General features: G+C 49.8%; 10 protein-coding genes. All 10 read left to right on the top strand.

The window, feature by feature from the left end; translation table 11 throughout:
- Window positions 1-129: 129 nt before the first annotated feature.
- The 10 genes from R2103_RS12535 to R2103_RS12580 all read left to right on the top strand — a co-directional run bounded on the left by R2103_RS12535 (window position 130) and on the right by R2103_RS12580 (window position 18,688).
- Window positions 130-2,112, top strand: coding sequence for a TonB-dependent receptor plug domain-containing protein (locus R2103_RS12535; RefSeq protein ID WP_317531724.1), 1,983 nt, complete (start codon window positions 130-132; stop codon window positions 2,110-2,112).
- A gap of 69 nt (window positions 2,113-2,181) precedes the next feature.
- Complete coding sequence (locus R2103_RS12540; protein WP_317531725.1) at window positions 2,182-2,706, top strand: YfiR family protein; 525 nt, start codon at window positions 2,182-2,184, stop codon at window positions 2,704-2,706.
- A 285-nt stretch (window positions 2,707-2,991) separates the two neighbouring features.
- Window positions 2,992-4,875: a TonB-dependent receptor plug domain-containing protein gene (locus R2103_RS12545; RefSeq protein WP_317531726.1), complete on the top strand. Its 1,884-nt coding sequence runs from the start codon at window positions 2,992-2,994 to the stop codon at window positions 4,873-4,875.
- Entirely contained in the window at window positions 4,876-6,894 is a 2,019-nt protein-coding gene (locus R2103_RS12550) for a TonB-dependent receptor (protein WP_317531727.1), read from the top strand.
- Between the two features lie 84 nt (window positions 6,895-6,978).
- Window positions 6,979-7,548: a YfiR family protein gene (locus R2103_RS12555; protein ID WP_317531728.1), complete on the top strand. Its 570-nt coding sequence runs from the start codon at window positions 6,979-6,981 to the stop codon at window positions 7,546-7,548.
- Complete coding sequence (locus R2103_RS12560) at window positions 7,548-10,310, top strand: response regulator (protein WP_317531729.1); 2,763 nt, start codon at window positions 7,548-7,550, stop codon at window positions 10,308-10,310. The genes R2103_RS12555 and R2103_RS12560 overlap by 1 nt, the downstream gene beginning before the upstream one ends.
- Window positions 10,307-12,427, top strand: a complete 2,121-nt coding sequence (locus R2103_RS12565) for an EAL domain-containing protein (protein WP_317531730.1) — start codon at window positions 10,307-10,309, stop codon at window positions 12,425-12,427. Before R2103_RS12560 ends, R2103_RS12565 begins: the two co-directional genes overlap by 4 nt.
- Window positions 12,414-14,357, top strand: a complete 1,944-nt coding sequence (locus R2103_RS12570) for a diguanylate cyclase (protein ID WP_317531731.1) — start codon at window positions 12,414-12,416, stop codon at window positions 14,355-14,357. Before R2103_RS12565 ends, R2103_RS12570 begins: the two co-directional genes overlap by 14 nt.
- A gap of 162 nt (window positions 14,358-14,519) precedes the next feature.
- Complete coding sequence (locus R2103_RS12575; protein WP_317532096.1) at window positions 14,520-16,583, top strand: TonB-dependent receptor; 2,064 nt, start codon at window positions 14,520-14,522, stop codon at window positions 16,581-16,583.
- On the top strand, window positions 16,571-18,688 hold the full coding sequence (locus R2103_RS12580; protein WP_317531732.1) for a TonB-dependent receptor: 2,118 nt from the start codon (window positions 16,571-16,573) through the stop codon (window positions 18,686-18,688). Before R2103_RS12575 ends, R2103_RS12580 begins: the two co-directional genes overlap by 13 nt.
- Window positions 18,689-18,693: the final 5 nt, after the last annotated feature.

Here is an 18,693-nt window from a genome sequence, read left to right on the forward strand (position 1 = left end):
TATAGCGCCAAACTAACGCACGATTTCCCGTTTATTCCAAGTTGTTAGGAAGAAATTTCAGGATTACAATCCTGAATCCCATGATTTTGCGCGCAAAAATTTCTTATCAAACACCCGGCACCTTCACTCATGACCGTGACTTCCAATAAGAAAACAACGCATGTAACTTGGAAGCGCCTGCTGTTTTACCTCTTATTTTCAGGTACGAGCACCGCGGTCACGGCTCAAAATGTGCCATTAAAGCAAGATATTTCCGATGCTTCGCTGGCCGAGCTGATGGGCACGAAAATATCGACCGTTTCACGCAAACCGCAAACCTTGAGTGACACGCCTGCCGCGGTTTTTGTCATTTCCCAGGAGGATATCCGCCGCGCCAGCGCCAATAGCATTCCTGAACTGCTGCGCATGGCGCCCGGCTTGTCCGTGGCGCGCATCGATGCGAATAAATGGTCAGTGACCTCGCGCGGATACAGCGGCCGCTTTGCCGACGACTTGCTGGTCATGATCGATGGCCGTACGGTCTACTCGCCATTGTTTGCCGGGACATTCTGGGAGACATTGGATCTTCCGCTGGAAGATATCGAACGTATCGAAGTGATTCGCGGACCAAGCGGCACCATCTGGGGCGCTAATGCCGCCAATGGCGCCATCCACATCATCACCAAGCATGCCAGATCCACACAGGGTAATTTAATTACCTCGGGCGGCGGTAGCGAGGAGCGAGGATTCACCACGCTGCGCCACGGCGGAAAAATCGGCGATAGTTTTTTCTACCGCTTCTTTACCAAAGGATTCACCCGCGATAACAGCTTCAGTCCGAACGGGGCCAATGACAGCTGGCGCATGGGAACGGTGGGTTTTCGCGCGGATTGGGATGTCAACGGCAGCAACGCCGTGACTTTTCAAGGTCAGTACTACGGTGGCAAAGCCGGTCAGAATACGGCATTCGCCAGCCCCGCGGATCCTGAATCCGTAACTATTCGCGCGGAAGACGCCAATCTGGCCGGCGGGCATGCATTGGCGCGCTGGCAACGCACCACCGGCGAGCGTTCCAACACCGCATTGCAAGTCTATTATGACCGCACGCACCGCAACGAATTATCTTTCCGGGAAACCCGCCAGACCGTCGATGTGGATTTCCAACATCGTTTTCCGCTTCAAATTCCTTTTGTTCCTATCCAGCAGGATATCGTCTGGGGTGGCGGCTATCGCTGGACATCGGATCACCTGGGTGTGGGTTTGCCGATTTCTTTTGATCCCGCAAGACGCCACTTGCAGACCGGCAATGTTTTCGCGCAAACGGATATTCCTCTGGTGGAAGACCGGCTGAAACTGACCGCGGGGATTAAATTTCTCGATAACACCTACTCGCACGGGAATTTTTTACCCAATGCCCGGTTGCTGTGGACGCCCGATGCCAAACAGTCTTTCTGGGCTTCTGCCACCCGCTCGATACGCTTGCCATCGCGCTTTGAACGTGACGGCAATCAATTAATCCGGGATGGCGCGGAATTTATCCGCCTCATCAGCAATCCGCATCTGCTGGCCGAGACACTATGGGGATTCGAGGCCGGGTATCGCCGTCAAATAACTTCGGATTTATCGGTGGATATCGCCGGTTTCTTCAATGACTACTCAAATTCGGCCAGTGAAAAAACTGTAACTGCGGATACTATTCAAATCACCGATCAGCGCCACACCCACATTTTCGGCTTTGAAATTTACGGGCAGTGGAATGCCTTTGATCGCTTGCGCTTCATGCCCAGTTATAGCCATTTGCAGGTAAGGAACCGGATTCCGCTGGGTCAGGAAGCCGAATCGGGCGAAGATCCCAAGCATCAATTCACCCTGCGCACACAACTGGATCTGGTCAGAAACGTTGAACTGGATGCTTTTTTCCGCCATATCGATAAATTACCGGGACTGAAGGTGGCCAGTTACCAAGCGCTGGACCTGCGCTTAGCTTGGAAGCCTAAAGCAAATATAGAACTATCAGTGATCGGGCAGAATTTGTTACAGTCACACCATCAGGAGTTCGCACCGGAGTTGATCCCAACGATGCCAGTACAAATTCAGCGCGGCGTTTTTGGCCGGTTCACGTTGCGTTTCTAACAATATCGCACGATGACGGCAACGCTCAAGCTACTCATCCACCAGTTATGCAGGCTGTTCGCACGCAGAATGGCTTATGCAAAACTCGGCTTGCTGCTATGCAGTGCCAGCATCGCTTTGGCATCGAACGCGCACGCGGATGAATCGGGCGAGTACATGTTGAAAGCGGCTTTCTTGTATAACTTCGCGATTTTCACATCGTGGCCCGAGCGCAGCATGGATAACTTTAATCTATGCATTTATGGAAAAGATCCTTTCAACCGGGATTTCGATTCATTGATGCAGAAAAAGAATGTCAATGAGCGCAAAGTAATCATCCATAGAATAAATACGACCGATCGTCTCGATCAATGCCAGCTGGTTTTCATCTCCCGCTCCGCGATTGGCGATTTGGCGGGCGTGATCAATAGCATCAAAGACAAACCGGTTCTAACCGTGGCGGATAGTCCCGGGGTAAGTGAACAAGGTGTTGTACTTAACATGAATGTTAAAGATGACAAAATCACGTTTGAAGCAAACTTAAACCGGGCGAGGAAAGCCGGCTTAAACTTAAGCTCCCAATTGCTGCGCCTTGCCACCGAGGTACATCAGTAGTAGCAAGCGTAATGCCTGCTGTTTCCATCCATCATCAATCCGGATTACTTATGCAGATTTTTATTGAATATTTGGATTAAGATAAGAATAATCCTACTTCTCTTCATTTTGATACTCAATCCCCCATGTTTAAATTCCATGATTTGAGAATTAAATCTGCCGATTGTGTTTGCTCTGCCAAAACTCTTTTTTCCCAGCAAAAATTCTGACGTAAGAAGATACTTACTTCTTTATTTGGTCTTTGTACCGATATTTCCAGTTTTCGCATCATCGAATCTGGAACAGATGAGCCTGGAACAATTGATGAACATCAGCGTTGTCGGTGCCGCCAAATATGAGCAGAAGCAACAGCAAGCCGCCGCTGCTGTCAGCATCATCACGCGCAAGGATATCCGCACCTATGGCTGGCGCACGCTGAATCAAGCTTTGGCGAGTCTGCCGGGTATTCATACCACCTACGATTATCAATATGAATACCTGGGCACACGCGGTTTTGGCTTGCCGGGGGATTTCAATACGCGCGTGCTGATCACCATCAACGGTAATCGCATCAACGACGCCACCTACGACCAAGGACCGACAGGACGGGATTTTCCCCTCGATATCGATCTGATTGAACGCATCGAATTCATTCCCGGCCCCGGCAGTGCCGTGTACGGTCAGAATGCCATGCTCGGCGTGGTCAATATCGTGACCCGTAAAGGCGCCGACATCAAAGGCGCCGAGCTGTCCGCCTCGTACCAAACCGCGGAAGTCATGCCGCAAGAGCGTGTCACATTGGGCAAGCAATTCGATAATGGCGCCGATGCGCTCATTTCTTTTTCCGGGCTGCAATCGCGCGGCGCGGATCGTTTCTTTGAATTCGGCGATTCCGGCGTTTCCGGTATCGCGCACCGCTTGGATGGCGAGAATGTTAAACAGATGTTCGCACGCGCCTCGCATGGCCCATTATCGTTCGACTTTATCTACGGCAACCGGCACAAAGGCGATCCAATCGGTATGTTCTTTACCGATCCGCTGATCAAAGGCGCCTCAGTCATCGATCGCCGCCTCAACACACAAATTCAGTATAACGATAATTTTCTCAATAACACTCTCAATGTTTTAGGTCGTGCATTTCTCGGACGATACAGTTATGAACAGCCAGGCTTCTATAGCGGCGAAAAAACGTTGAGTACCGGCCCGAGCGATTGGCACGGTGTGGAGTTGCGCTTACTCTCCACTGCTTTTGCCGATCACAAGCTGATGGCAGGATTCGAATACCAAAACAACACCAGCATCAGGCAAACATTCCAAAACTTCGATAATCCGGATGAAAATTTCCGTATTAAAAGCTCCGTTATGCGTCTAGGCGTATATATTCAGGACGAATGGCGCATCACCGATACCCTGTCGGCCACTGCCGGTTTGCGCTACGACCACAATCACTGGATCGGTAGCCGTCTGAGTCCGCGCGGCGCGTTGATCTGGCAGGCTACCCCCAAAGCGACCTTCAAAGCGCTCTATGGCCGCGCGCACCGCTCGCCCAATTCGTACGAGCGGGATTATGGCGATGGCATATCGCAAGTCGCCACCCCTGGATTGCACAGCGAATTCATCGACACGGCCGAACTGGTGGCGGATTATCTGGCACAACCCAGTATGAATCTGCGCGCGAACGTCTACGCCTGGGATATGTACAACCTCATTGCGCTTGGAATAGACCCGCTCAGCGGGCTGTCCCAATATCAGCAAAATTCCAAAAAAGTGGTTGCCCGGGGCGCGGAACTGTCATTGGACAAAACCTGGGATTGGGGCGCGCGCTTACGCGGCAGCTTCGGTATTCAAAATGCCGAGCAGCAGGATTCCCATCTGCCCAATTCTCCTTATCATCTCGGAAAATTAAATATCTCCATCCCGATACCGCTAATTACCGGTCTGCGGGCTGGATACGAATTGCAGTATTACGGCAAGCGCAAAACGCTCGATGGCTCCAATACCGATAGCTACGTGCTCGCCAATCTCAATTTGGTCACCAATGTTCCTCAAGTAAAAGGACTGGAAGCTTCGCTCAGCATTTATAACCTGTTTAACGAAAACTATCTGCACCCAGCCGCGGATACCAATTGGCAGAATACCCTCTGGCAGCCTGGCCGGACGGTTCGTTTCAGATTGGATTATCGCTTCTAAGTGCGCACCATCGTGATGTTCCCGCAGCATTACAAGCAAAAAACACCCGCAGCAATGCGTTGCTATACAGCATTGCTGCTATCCCTGTTTTTCATCCAAGCGATACCTGGCTATGCCGCCAAGGATTTAGAGCAGATGAGCATAGAAGAATTAATGAATATCCGTGTCGTGGGTGCTTCAAAATATGAGCAGAAGCAACAACAAGCCGCCGCAGCTGTCAGTGTGATTACGCGCAAGGATATCCGCACCTATGGCTGGCGCACGTTGAATCAGGCATTGGCCAGCTTACCCGGAATTCACACCACATACGATTATCAATATGAATACCTGGGCACCCGAGGCTTTAGTCAGCCCGGAGACTTCAATAGCCGTGTGCTGATTACGATCAATGGCAATCGCATCAATGACGCGACCTACGATCAAGGCCCCACGGGGCGGGATTTTCCGCTCGATATCGACTTGATTGAGCGGATTGAATTCATTCCCTGGTCTGGCAGCACAATCTACGGTTTGAATGCCATGCTCGGCGTGGTCAATATTATTACCCGCAAGGGCGCCGACGTGAAAGGCACCGAGCTCTCCGCGTCATATCAGACGGCGGAGATGATGCCGCAAGAACGCGTCACCTTGGGCAAGCAATTCGATAATGGTGCGGATGCATTAATTTCCTTTTCTGGCCTTCAGTCCAAGGGAGCAAACCGGTTTTTTGAATTTGGTGATTCCGGCCTATCCGGGGTGGCGCGGCACATGGATGGAGAAAACGTCAAACAGATGTTTGCCCGCGCTTCGTACGGCCCGCTTTCATTTGACTTCATCTACGGAGACCGGAAAAAAGAAGATCCAACGGGCGCTTATTTATCGGATCCGCTAGTGACCGGTCAGTTTCAGCGCGATCGCCGTCTCAATGCGCAAATTCAATATAACGATCATTTCGCCAACGATACGTTGAACGTGCTTGGCCGGCTGTTTCTCGGTCAATACCGCTACGATAACCCGATGGTCTATGGTGGCGAGAGAACTTTATCCACCGGCCCCAGCGATTGGCACGGCGCCGAATTACGTCTGCTTTCAACTGCAATCGCTAATCATAAGTTAATGTTCGGTGTTGAGTATCAGAACAACACCGGCATCAAACAAACTTTTCAGAATTTCGACAATCCCGGTCAGAATATCGCGATTCACAATTCCTTGCTGCGGACGGGCGTCTACATTCAAGACGAGTGGCGCATCAACGACACTTTGTCGGTAACCGCGGGACTGCGTTATGACCACAACAAGTGGATAGATAGCGTGTTTAGCCCGCGTGGGGCAGTTATCTGGCAAGCAACTCCGAAAACCACATTTAAGGCGCTGTACGGCCGCTCGCATCGCGCACCCAATTCGTTCGAGCGCAATTACAGCGATGGCGCCTACCAAGTGGCCAATCCGGGATTACATAGCGAAATGGCTGATACCGCTGAGTTTGTGGCGGATTACCTGCCATTGCCCAGCATGAATCTGCGCGCAACGGTTTATCAATGGGATATGCACAATATCATCGCACTGGGTGCCGATCCGGTCAGCGGGCTGTCGCAATACCAACAGACCGGAAAAAGAGTTCTAGCCAGAGGCGCCGAGCTATCGCTCGATAAAACATGGGATTCTGGAGCCCGGCTGCGCGCCAGCTATGGTATCCAGGATGCCGAACAACACAACTCCCATTTGGTTAATTCACCGTATCACTTGGGGAAAATTAACGTGTCCATCCCGATACCGCTCATTACCGGACTACACGCCGGCTATGAATTGCAGTACTACGGCAAGCGCAAAACGCTCGACGGCAGCAATACCGATAGCTACGTCCTTGCCAATCTCAATCTGGTCACCAATGTTCCTCAGGTGAAAGGATTGGAAGCTTCGCTCAGTATTTATAATTTATTTAACGAAAACTATCTGCATCCGGCAGCAGATTCCAATTGGCAAAACACTTTCTGGCAGCCTGGCCGGACAGTTCGTTTCAGATTGAATTACCGTTTTTAAGTGCACGCCGATATGACCTTCCTGCTCGCAAAATTCCGTCAGTTAATCGAATGCATAGCCAAAGTTCGGGCTATGCTGTTCGGTATGCCGGCTAAGCAGGTTGCCAATCATCGCCACAACAGGAATCAATCCTGCTTGCTACATTTACCAATTGTTGCGTTATGCTGCTTATTAATGACCTATTCCTCATGGACACATGCAGAACAACCGCCGGAATATCGCTTAAAAGTAGCTTTCCTATACAATTTTATTGCTTATACTGAGTGGCCGGATCAGCAAAATCTCAATTTAAATTTTTGTATCTATGGTGAAGATCCATTTGGTGAGCATTTGCAGCATTTACGGAGCAAGAAAACCAATGAGCAGGAAATATTGATTCGACATACCAAAAATATTGAGGATCTTTCCATGTGCCAGATTGTTTTTATTTCCAGATCCGTTATGAACGATCTTAACGCCATCCTCAATCAATTGGGTGAGAAGCCGATATTAACCATCAGTGATAGCCCTAATGCCAGTCTGCAAGGTGTTGTAATCAACATGTTTATCAAAGAGGGTAAAGTAACCTTTGAAGCCAATATCGCACGTGCGAAAAGAAATGGCTTAAAACTCAGCTCTCAATTACTACGTTTCGCCAGTGAGGTATATCAATAATGAAGAGTTCATCATCGGTCGCCGTAACATTGCGCGCCAAATTGCAGCAAATCAGTTTTGCCACTCAGGGCACAGCCATGCTGCTGGTTGCAACATTGGTCATTTTGAGCAGCTTCTTCATCAGCTTTTTCTCGTTATTACAAACCAGTCAATCGACAGCGAAATTACTGGCTGAAAATGCGGTAGCGACACTGATGTTTCAGGATACGGCCACCGCCAAAACGCTCCTGCATTCGCTGAACAACACCCGCGAAGTACAGGCCGCGGCTATTTACAATGAAGAAAAAAAACAATTCGTGCAGTACTCGGTTGAAGATAAACCACTCCCGGAAACTTTAACATCCCTGAGTGAAAGCTATACGACGAATATCCACTCATTGACGATCACGCAACCCATTCACTTCAACGATCAACTTCTGGGCGGCCTTTATCTGGAAATAACCTTATCTCCGCTTTACTGGCAGATTCTTTGGTATGTTGTGATTACCATCGCTGCGGCTATCATCGCTCTATTCATTGCCAACCTGATGCTGCAACGGCTTAACCGCTCCGTGCTGGATCCCCTCAAAAATCTCTCTTCTGTGATGGAACATGTCACCAGCAAGGCGGATTACACCACACGGCTGGAACCGGGTGCGATTAGTGAGTTGAATACACTATCAAAGGGATTCAATAATATGCTCGAGATGATCCAAGAACGCGATGCGAAGCTGGCAAACCATTTGGATGACCTCGAAGAAGAGGTCACAAAAAGAACAGCCGAATTGGTGCTGGCGAAAGAATCCGCTGAAGCCGCGAGCAAAGCCAAAAGTGAATTTCTGGCCACGATGAGCCACGAGATCCGCACGCCGATGAACGGCATTCTGGGTATGACCGAATTGCTGCTGGACACACACCTGGATAAGGATCAACGCCGTTTTGCAGATACCGTCCAGAGCTCAGGACAGCATCTTTTGGGTATCATTAACGACATTCTTGATTTCTCCAAAATCGAATCGGATCACATGGAATTGGAAATCATCGATTTCGATTTGGTCAAGATGATTGAAGACACATTGGCCATGTTCGCGCAACCGGCTGATAAAAAAGGCCTGGAACTGGCGGCACAGTTTACCCCGCCCAATGTCGCCTTCATGGTGCGCGGAGACTCGTTCCGTTTACGTCAGATCATCGCGAATCTGCTCAATAATGCCATCAAATTCACATCAGAGGGTGAAGTAGTCGTCCGCACCACGCTGACCAATGAACCGGGGACACGATCAAATATCAGTATATGTGTGGAAGATACCGGGATCGGCATTCCTGCAGAGCATCACGACAAGATTTTCCAGCATTTTTCTCAAGCCGATGGTTCCACGACGCGTCAATATGGCGGAACCGGGCTCGGATTAACGATCTGTAAACGATTATTGGAACTGATGGGCGGAAGCATCCATGTCGAAAGCTTGCCGGGTCAAGGTTCCAAATTCTGGATACATGTGCAGCTGGAAAAATCGCAGCTGGAATACAGTCATTCTTCCAATATCACCGATTTAATTGGCATTAAGGCATTGGTTGTCGATGACAATCAGACAAACCGTGAGATTCTTAAAATACAGTTGCAGAACTGGCAAATTAACGTTGTGTGCGCAAATGGCGCCGAGCAAGCGCTCATGTTCATGAACAAGGCGCTGGAAAACAATGAGCCTTTTCATTTGGCCATACTGGACATGCATATGCCCAAAATGAACGGCTTGGAATTGGCCGATAAAATTTATGCGCACCCCGGCATGCGTAAAACACGCATGATGATGCTCACTTCAACTCATAGCGATGCAAGCCAGCTGGAAAGACAAAGCATCGGGATTCTGCGATGCGTCAACAAGCCAATCCGCCAGAAGGAGTTATTTGAAATTATCCGTGACGTAATGGGCCGCGATCTCGCCAAATCGGTCACGGAGGCTGTTATTGAGCAAGCGCCGCCGGCTCAGCTTACATCCGGAATAAAGGGCAGGATTCTGGTCGCCGAAGACAATCCGGTCAATCAGGAAGTGGCTAAAGCAATGCTGAACAGACTTGGCATGGAGACAACCATTGCGAACGATGGAAAACAAGCGATCGAACTGGTTTACAGCAATCCATACGATATTATCCTCATGGATTGTCAAATGCCGGTGATGGATGGCTTTGCAGCAACCTCGGAAATCCGCAAGCGATTCAGTAATATCCCCATTATTGCACTGACGGCAAATGCAACCGAAGATGATCGCACCCATTGTTTAAATGCCGGAATGAACGACTTTCTTTCCAAGCCCTACTCAATCGATCAATTACAGCAAAAAATCACCGATTGGTTATCTAAAGAAAAAAGTAACTCATTGAATGTTGTAAAATTAGAAGCTATTGATATGAAACATGATGCTAACACTATGCCTGCACTCAATCCAACGCGGCTGAATCAAATCCGGGAACTTGATTCATCGGGTGGAGATAGCTTACTGAACAAAATTCTGCAAGCCTTTCTCGAATCCGCTGAAAGCAATATCCGCCAGCTTGAACAGGCCATTTTGAATTGTGATGCCGATAGCCTGCGCCAGACGGCCCATGCGTTAAAATCCAGTTCGGGCAATATTGGCGCCGAAGACTTATCCGCCATCTTTAAACAATTGGAAGCGGATGGCCGATCGGGAGAACTCGCTCATGCGCAAACGCTACAACAACACATGCAGCAACAATACCAAAGCGTAATTACCGAGATTAAAAAAATACTCAATCCATCGTGACAACAGAATCTTTCAGAATCCTACTGGCCGACGATGATGCGACGGTCAGATTGCTCATGCAGGCCGCTTTAGAAAAAGCAGGCTTCAATGTCACCGTGGCATGCGACGGTGTGGAAGCGGTTCGCTTGTTTGAAGCAGGGCCCGCAGATATGGTCATGCTGGATGTTGAAATGCCGGGTATGGACGGTTATGCGGTTTGTTCGTATTTACGGGAGAAAGTAGGCGACGAATTACCCATCATGATGGTCACCGGAATGGATGATATGCAATCGATCAACCGTTCCTTTGAAGCCGGCGCGACCGATTTTATCGCTAAGCCCATCAACTGGAATCTGATCGCCTATCGCATTTTATATTTGCGGCGCGGCTATCTGAACATGCTCGCGCTCAAAGTTGCCAATGCGCGCAGCACAGCCATTTTCAGTGCCATCCCCGATACCATGTTCATCTTGAACGATAAAGGCAAGATCATCGATATCTGTAGCCATCCTGATAACACACCTTGGTTGACTTCCGGTGCGGCAAGCACATTGAGCCAAAGCTTGCCGGAACAAATTGTCGGCCTTTATCTGGGTGCGGCTGATCGTGCACGCAGCCATAGCACGGTGGAGCTTTTCGAGTACCCGCTCAAACTGGCCGATGGCAAAACCAGATACTATGAAAACCGTATCGTGGTTATTGACCCCAAGGAAACACTGTGCCTGGTGCGCGATATCACGGAACGCAAAGACTCCGAAAATAAAATATTTCACCTCGCTTATTTCGATAATCTGACTGGATTGCCCAATCGTCAATCGTTCATGGAACGCTTGGAAGGAGAAATCAAACGCGCCCAATTTACGGGTAACAAATTAGCCGTACTGTTTCTCGATTTGGATGGATTCAAAAGTATCAACGACACCATGGGGCACAATACCGGCGACACCATTCTACAGTGGGCGGCCGAACGGTTGCAGAGCAGCACGCGCCCTTCCGACTTTGTTTCCCGCAACAATGCTGAGCAACCGGAAGTTAAACTCGCCCGCCTCGGCGGTGATGAATTTACGGTTGTCATTCCCAATCTGCCGCGCGCCGAAGATGCATTGATTCTGGCGCACCGCATCCGCGAAGCCATGCGCCGCCCTTTTCAGCTTGAAAGCCGCGATGTCGTGTTAACCGCAAGCATCGGAATTGCTTTATATCCGGACGATGGCACAGACGCGGAAACTTTGCTCAAGCACGCGGATACAGCCATGTATCACGCCAAGAACGAAGGCAGGGATAATTGCCAGTTCTACAACGTCGACTTGACCCTTCAAGCCGAGAGACGCATGCATCTGGAAAATGATTTACGCAATGCATTACAACAGAATGAATTTTATCTTGTCTACCAGCCGCAACTGGATGTAGCGGAGGAAAATTTCCAATCGGTGGAAGCGCTGATCCGCTGGCAACATCCTAAACAAGGACTTATTTCGCCACTTGACTTTATTCCGTTGGCGGAAGAAAACGGCTTGATCATTCCGATCGGTGATTGGGTGCTGCGAACCGCCTGCACCGAAGCCGCACAATGGCATCAGCGCGGACGGTCGTTACAGATCGCAGTCAATCTCTCGCCGCTGCAGATTAAGAATCCTGATTTTGTTAAAAATGTGCTCGATATCCTGGCGGAAACCGGTTTCCCGCCCGACAAGCTGGTATTGGAAATTACCGAGGGCGCTTTGATGGAGCATAGCGAGAATACCTTGGCGACACTGCTTGCGTTGCGTGAACATCATATCCAAATCGCTTTGGATGATTTCGGCACTGGTTATTCGTCGATGAATTATTTAAAGCGCTTGCCCATTAATAATATCAAGGTGGATCAGAGCTTTGTGCGCGGCTTGCTGGATAAAAAAGAAAATGTCGCGATTGTCCGGGCGATTATTTCGTTATCCAAGAATCTTGGCTTTTCCGTTACCGCCGAAGGTATCGAGTCACTGAATCAGGCGCAGGTCTTGAAATATTTCGGCTGTGAAACTTTGCAAGGCTACTACTTCAGTGAGCCGATCACGATGCAGGAAATGCTCGCGCTTGCCGATAAGCAGTGGTGCATTGAGCCACTTAGACCGAATGGAGTCAATCATGAAAGTAGCTGACATCAATCAATTAAATATCAGCTCTTCACTGCCCAGCCCCAAAGGCGTCGCCCTGGCCCTGCTGGAAGCCTGCCGCCAAGAGGATGTCACCATTAGTGAAATCACCAAACTGATCCAGACCGATCCGGCGCTCTCAGGCCGTCTGATTCAGCGCGCCAATGCCACCAAACAAACTGCGCGCGCCGTTTCATCGATCTCGGATGCAGTGTCGCGCGTCGGTTTGACCGCAGTCAAGCAACTGGCCATGGGTTTTTCATTGATCGACCAATATCAGAAAGGCTCCAGCCAAGGATTTGACTATCAGGAATTCTGGTCGCATTCGTTGTTGATGGCGATTGCCATGCAAGAGTTGGGCAAAGTAACCCGGGTAACAGCGCCTGATGAATTATTTGCCTGCGGTCTGATGATGCGCATCGGTTGCTTGGCATTGGCTTCAATTTATCCGGACAAGTATTCTGAAATACTGCTGCAACAATCACCCGACATCACACTGAGTCAACTGGAACAACAGCATCTGCAAACCGATCATAACGAATTGACCGCAGCCATGTTGATCAATTTCGGCTTTCCCACGATCTTTGTCGAATCCATTTACTATCATGAAACCCCGGACGAATCGGGTTTCTCCGAAGGCTCACGCCCGTACCAGATTGTGCATCTGCTGTATTTGGCAAAACAAATCGCGGATTTCGCTCTAACCGAAGAATCCGCACGGAATCAGCATATCTCCGCACTGATATTGCTGGGCGGAAAAATTGGCCTGGATACCGAAACATTCGGTGCTTTCATCGACCAAATCATACAAGAATGGCACGCATGGGGAGCAATATTGAAGATCCCGGTCATGGATTTTCCTCTGCCATTTCACAAGATGATGAACGCCTCTGCGCCACGCCCGGAAAATGCCACAAATGCCGCTGCGTTGCGTATTTTATTAGTCGAAGATGATCCCACCAGTCTTATTCTCACTAAAGAATTGCTCGCCAATGTACTCGGTCACACCGTGTTCACCACCGGCGACGGTCAACAAGCGTTGGCACTAGCGATGGAAGTCTTACCGCATATCGTTATCACCGATTGGATGATGCCGATCATGAACGGGCTTGAATTGACCCGGTCTCTGCGCGCAACCGACTGGGGACAAAATTTATACGTCATCATGCTGACCAGCATCGAAGATGAGGAAGAAGTCATCAAGGCATTCGACGCCGGTGTGGATGATTACATCACCAAGCCGATTAACATCCGTGCTTTCCGGGCGCGATTGCGAGCAGCCTGGCACTACCGGCAACTGCAGGAATCCTGGGAGCGGGACCGCGAGCAACTCAAGCGTTTTGCCGCTGAATTGGCGGTTACCAACCGCAAACTGGAGTACTTTGCCTTAACCGACATGCTCACCGAGTTACCGAACCGGCGCTCCGGCATGGAAGCACTGGCGGAAACCTGGAGTGTCGCCAACCGGTCTGGACAATTGATGGCTGTGATGCTCCTCGACATCGATCATTTCAAAGCAATCAACGACAACTACGGCCATGCGGTGGGTGATAAAGTATTGAAAGAAATATCCGCGATCATCCGCAAAACCGCCCGTAAAGGCGATACTTTCTGCCGCATGGGCGGTGAAGAGTTCTTGGTTGTATGCCAGCTTGGCAATTCGGATGCTAAGTCGGTCATTCTGTTCGCCGAAAGGTTACGCCAGCAAATCAGTCAGCAACAAATCAATATCGGTGAAGTCCATATCCAAATCACCATCAGCATCGGAGTTGCATTAAAAGAACCCGGCATGAAAAGTGAAGATCATTTGGTCAACGCAGCCGATAAAGCGCTCTATGCCGCCAAGAACGCAGGGAGAAACCGGGTGTTCCTGACATTAAAAAACAGACTTCTGCCAGCACCGTCCGTCATCGAAAAACCACCCATCAAAACTTAGTCCATAAAATTATTTTTTGAAAAACAAGCCTGAATTTGCTGTAATTAAGGCTTTGAAGAATTCTCTGACGCAGTATCATGGCAAATTCTGACAAGTATCGTTTTTAACAAAAACAAATGCCGCACGATCGCACTCACCGGAAATTAATGACTTTTGGTTTCGATGCTTAATCCGGCAAAACCATTCCATCCGAAGCTATTCATCGTCCTTGCCCTCTGCTGGCTGGCAAATACCGCATCGGCTGAAAGCAAATCGATCAGCGGAAAGCAGCCGGTGAGCAATCCTTTCCTCGATCTAAGCATCGAAGAATTGATGAAAGTCGAGGTTACCTCTGCATCGCGGCATTCGCAAAAACTATCCGAAGTCCCTTCCGCCATTTTCGTCATCACTCAAGACGACATCCGCCGCTCGGGCGCAACCAGTATCCCGGAAGCCTTGCGCATGGCGCCCGGAGTCGAGGTCGCCCGCATCGGCACGGACAAATGGGCCGTTAGTATACGTGGCTTCAACGGACGTTTTGCCGACAAGCTGCAAGTCATGATGGATGGCCGCAGTGTCTACAATCCGCTGTTCGCCGGGGTGCAATGGGAGCAACAGGATACGCTGATGGAAGACATCGACCGCATCGAAGTCATCCGCGGCCCCAACGCAGCCGTGTGGGGGGCCAATGCGGTCAACGGGGTGATCAATATCATCACCAAAAAAGCTGCCGATACGCAGGGTGCGTTATTCTCCGGCGGCGGTGGCAGTTTTGAACGCGGCTTTGCGGGCGCGCGCTACGGCGGAAAAATCAACGACGACACGCACTACCGTTTTTATGTCAAGGGATTCACCCGCGACCACATGAAAACAGTCACCGGGGAGAATGCCAACGATGCCTGGCATCAAGCCAGAGGAGGCTTCCGGCTGGATCATGCGCGCGGCATCGATCTGTTTACCGTGCAAGGTGACATTTTTTACAACGCCTTTGGCGACCGGCTGGACAAATCGCAATTGAGCGCGCCGGTCATTCAGGCAGAAACGGCCAGAGGACATAACGAAGGTGGTAATATCCGCTTGCGCTGGGACCGGAAGTTCTCGGAAAAATCGGCCATCATGCTGCAAACGTATTATGATCGCGTCGATTACCGCCTGCTAACCAGCTCCATTTTCAGCGCCGAAAGTTTCGATATTGATCTGCAACATCGTTTCCCGCTTTTTGACAGACACGATGTGACGTGGGGAGCGAACTACCGTCTTTATCACAACAAAGTATCCGACACCGAGCTGATTTCCTTCAGTCCGCGTGAGCAAACCAATCATCTTGCCAGCGCTTATATTCGCGATGAAATTACGGTATTGCCCGAACGCTTACGGCTCAATTTGGGCTCGCGCTTTGATCACAATGATTTTACCGGCATGGAAATCCAGCCCAACGCACGTTTAATGTGGACACCGGACAACCAAAATTCGATCTGGATGGCCGTTTCCCGCGCAGTACGGACACCATCCCGGGCGGAAAACGATATTCAGCTCAACACCCGGACACTCGGTGCAATTCCCGGCTTATCAGCGCTGCTGCCGTTTCCGGTTTTGGCACAACTCAATGGCGCTTCAAACTTCAATGCGGAAAAGCTAATCGCCTACGAAATAGGCTACCGGCATCAGTTTTCACCCCAGGCCTCCATCGATATTTCCGCTTTCTATAATGATTATAGCCAGTTACGAGACCTATCCGTCGGATTACCGCTGTTTCACGCAAGCTTCCCGCCCCATTTGATACTGCCGGTCGGACTGACCAACAAAGCTTCGGGACATACACATGGCGTGGAAACATCGATTGAATGGAAACCGAATGACAAATGGCGTCTGCAAAGCAGCTACAGTTACCTGAATATGCATATTCACTCCGATTCGCCACTCAGACGAATCGACCCGACGACCGGCAGTGCCGACAAAGTCAGTCCGCAACACCAGGTATCCGTCCGCTCGAATTACGATTTATCGGAAAAATTGCAGCTCAATCTTTGGTTGCGTTATGTCAGCAGCGTAGATTTCTACCGCATTCCCGGCTACGTCACTATGGACGCCAAACTGGTGCATAGGCCGCTCAAAAATGTCGAATTATTTGTGGTCGGGCAAAACCTGTTCAGCCAGAATCACAGAGAATTCTCTGCCGATTTTCTCCCTTCATTTCCAGTCTATATACCACGCGGCGTTTATGCCGGAGCGGAATGGCGGTTTTAGCGATGAATACCGGACAAACAACCCATCAACTCATTGCAATGCAAGCCGAACCTGCGGTCCGGGGGCGGGCTCTAATGCGTAGATGGCTGTTGCAGTTCACCGTTCTCTGCTTCCTGGGGTGTTTTGTAGAACTTGCACCGGCAAACGGTAAGCTTGCCGAAGATCAGTTTCTGAATTTAAGCATCGAAGAATTGATGAACGTCAAAGTGACCACGGTATCGCGGCGTCCGCAAAAACTGACTGAAGTCGCATCGGCTGTGTTTGTGATTACTCAGGACGATATCCGCCGTTCTGGCGCAACGAGTATTCCCGATGCTTTAAGAATGGCCCCCGGCGTACAAGTAGAGCGCATCGATACGAATAAATGGGCCGTCAGTGTGCGCGGTTTTAACGGCCGCTTTGCCAATAAATTGCAAGTCCTGATGGATGGACGCAGCGTGTATTCACCCTTATTCTCAGGTACGTTGTGGGAACATCAGGACACGTTGATGGAAGATATCGAACGTATCGAAGTGATCCGTGGACCTGCTGCTGCGGTATGGGGAGCGAATGCGGTAAATGGCGTGATTAACATCATCACCAAAAAAGCCGCCGATACACAGGGAACACTGCTCAGCGCGGGCGGTGGAAGTTTTGAACATGCCTTCGCAGGTGCGCGTTATGGCGGGAAAATTAATGAAGATACACCGTTCCGTGTTTATGCCAAAGGCTTCACCCGGGACAACACCGCATCGTTATCCGGAGAAAACAATCGCGACCAATGGCATTCGTCCAGGGGAGGATTCCGCGTAGATCATAGCCGTGGAATCGATCAATTCACCCTGCAAGGCGATGTCTTTTTCAATACCAACGGTGATCGGATTAATAGAGCGGTACTCGATTTGCCAACAATCCCGGTCAACGGCTACCGTGGCTATGAAGAGGGCGGAAATATCCGTTTCCGTTGGGACCGGACAATGTCCGATCGTTCTTCCATCATGTTTCAAACCTACTATGACCGTATCCGCCAGAAGATATTGCCGGTGGTAGATTATGACGCTGAAAGCTTTGATCTTGATTTTCAGCATCGTTTTGCCTTGCTCGACCGGCATGACTTAACCTGGGGTGCGAATTACCGGCTTTATCATAATACCTTCTTCGATACTGACATCATTAATTTTAATCCGCGCACGCGCACCAATCAGCTCTTCAGCGGTTTTATCCGCGACGAAATCGCGCTCATCCCCGATTACTTGCGGCTCTTAATCGGCACTCGTTTGGATCACAATGATTTTAGCGGATTGGAAGTACAGCCCAATGCACGTCTCATGTGGACTCCCAATGCCGAGAACTCGGTCTGGATGGCGGTTTCACGCGCAGTTCGCACCCCATCCCGGGCTGAAAACGACATCCGCATCAATGCGGCACAAATCCGTGATTTTCCGGGATTGTCGATATTACCTTTCCCGCTATTGGCGGTAATTCAGGGTTCGCATGGTTTTAATTCGGAAAAACTCATCGCTTATGAATTAGGCTACCGTCATCAATTCTCTCCGCGCGCATCCGTCGATATTGCCGGATTTGTTAACGACTATAGTCAGCTGCGCGATGCCAGCTTTGGCGCATTATCGCTGAGTACAGGGATGCCCATTCAATTGTTATTACCGGTCATGGGCAATAACAAAGCATCCGCATTAACTTACGGATTTGAGATTTCCGCTGATTGGAAGCCTACCGACAAATGGCGCTTGCAAGGCAATTACAGTTTTCTGCACATGGATATCTCCGCGAGTTCACTGACAAAACGGTTTGATCCCATTACCAGCGGGGCTGACAAAGTAAATCCTCAACATCAATTGTCGCTCCGTTCCAACTACGATTTATCGGATAAATTGGAAGCCAATCTCTGGTTGCGCTACATCAGTGATATCTCGTATTACAACATCCCCGGCTATGTCACGATGGACGCCAAAATGACGTATAAACCGGTCAAAAACCTTGAGCTGTTCGTTGTCGGGCAAAACCTGTTCAGTCAGAATCACCGTGAGTTCGTGGCTGATTTCCTGCCCTCATCACCAGCCTTTATTCCGCGAGGAATCTATGGTGGAGCGCAGTGGCGCTTCTAATCAGA

It is taken from the genome of Nitrosomonas sp. Is24, from assembly GCF_033063335.1.
Classification (GTDB): domain Bacteria; phylum Pseudomonadota; class Gammaproteobacteria; order Burkholderiales; family Nitrosomonadaceae; genus Nitrosomonas.

Bases quoted from the DNA above. Each gene is read 5' to 3' on its own strand.
- R2103_RS12535 (WP_317531724.1), top strand. From the start codon at position 130: ATGACCGTGACTTCCAATAAGAAAACAACGCATGTAACTTGGAAGCGC.
- R2103_RS12540 (WP_317531725.1), top strand. From the start codon at position 2,182: ATGGCTTATGCAAAACTCGGCTTGCTGCTATGCAGTGCCAGCATCGCT.
- R2103_RS12545 (WP_317531726.1), top strand. From the start codon at position 2,992: ATGAGCCTGGAACAATTGATGAACATCAGCGTTGTCGGTGCCGCCAAA.
- R2103_RS12555 (WP_317531728.1), top strand. From the start codon at position 6,979: ATGCCGGCTAAGCAGGTTGCCAATCATCGCCACAACAGGAATCAATCC.
- R2103_RS12560 (WP_317531729.1), top strand. From the start codon at position 7,548: ATGAAGAGTTCATCATCGGTCGCCGTAACATTGCGCGCCAAATTGCAG.
- R2103_RS12570 (WP_317531731.1), top strand. From the start codon at position 12,414: ATGAAAGTAGCTGACATCAATCAATTAAATATCAGCTCTTCACTGCCC.
- R2103_RS12575 (WP_317532096.1), top strand. From the start codon at position 14,520: ATGCTTAATCCGGCAAAACCATTCCATCCGAAGCTATTCATCGTCCTT.
- R2103_RS12580 (WP_317531732.1), top strand. From the start codon at position 16,571: ATGGCGGTTTTAGCGATGAATACCGGACAAACAACCCATCAACTCATT.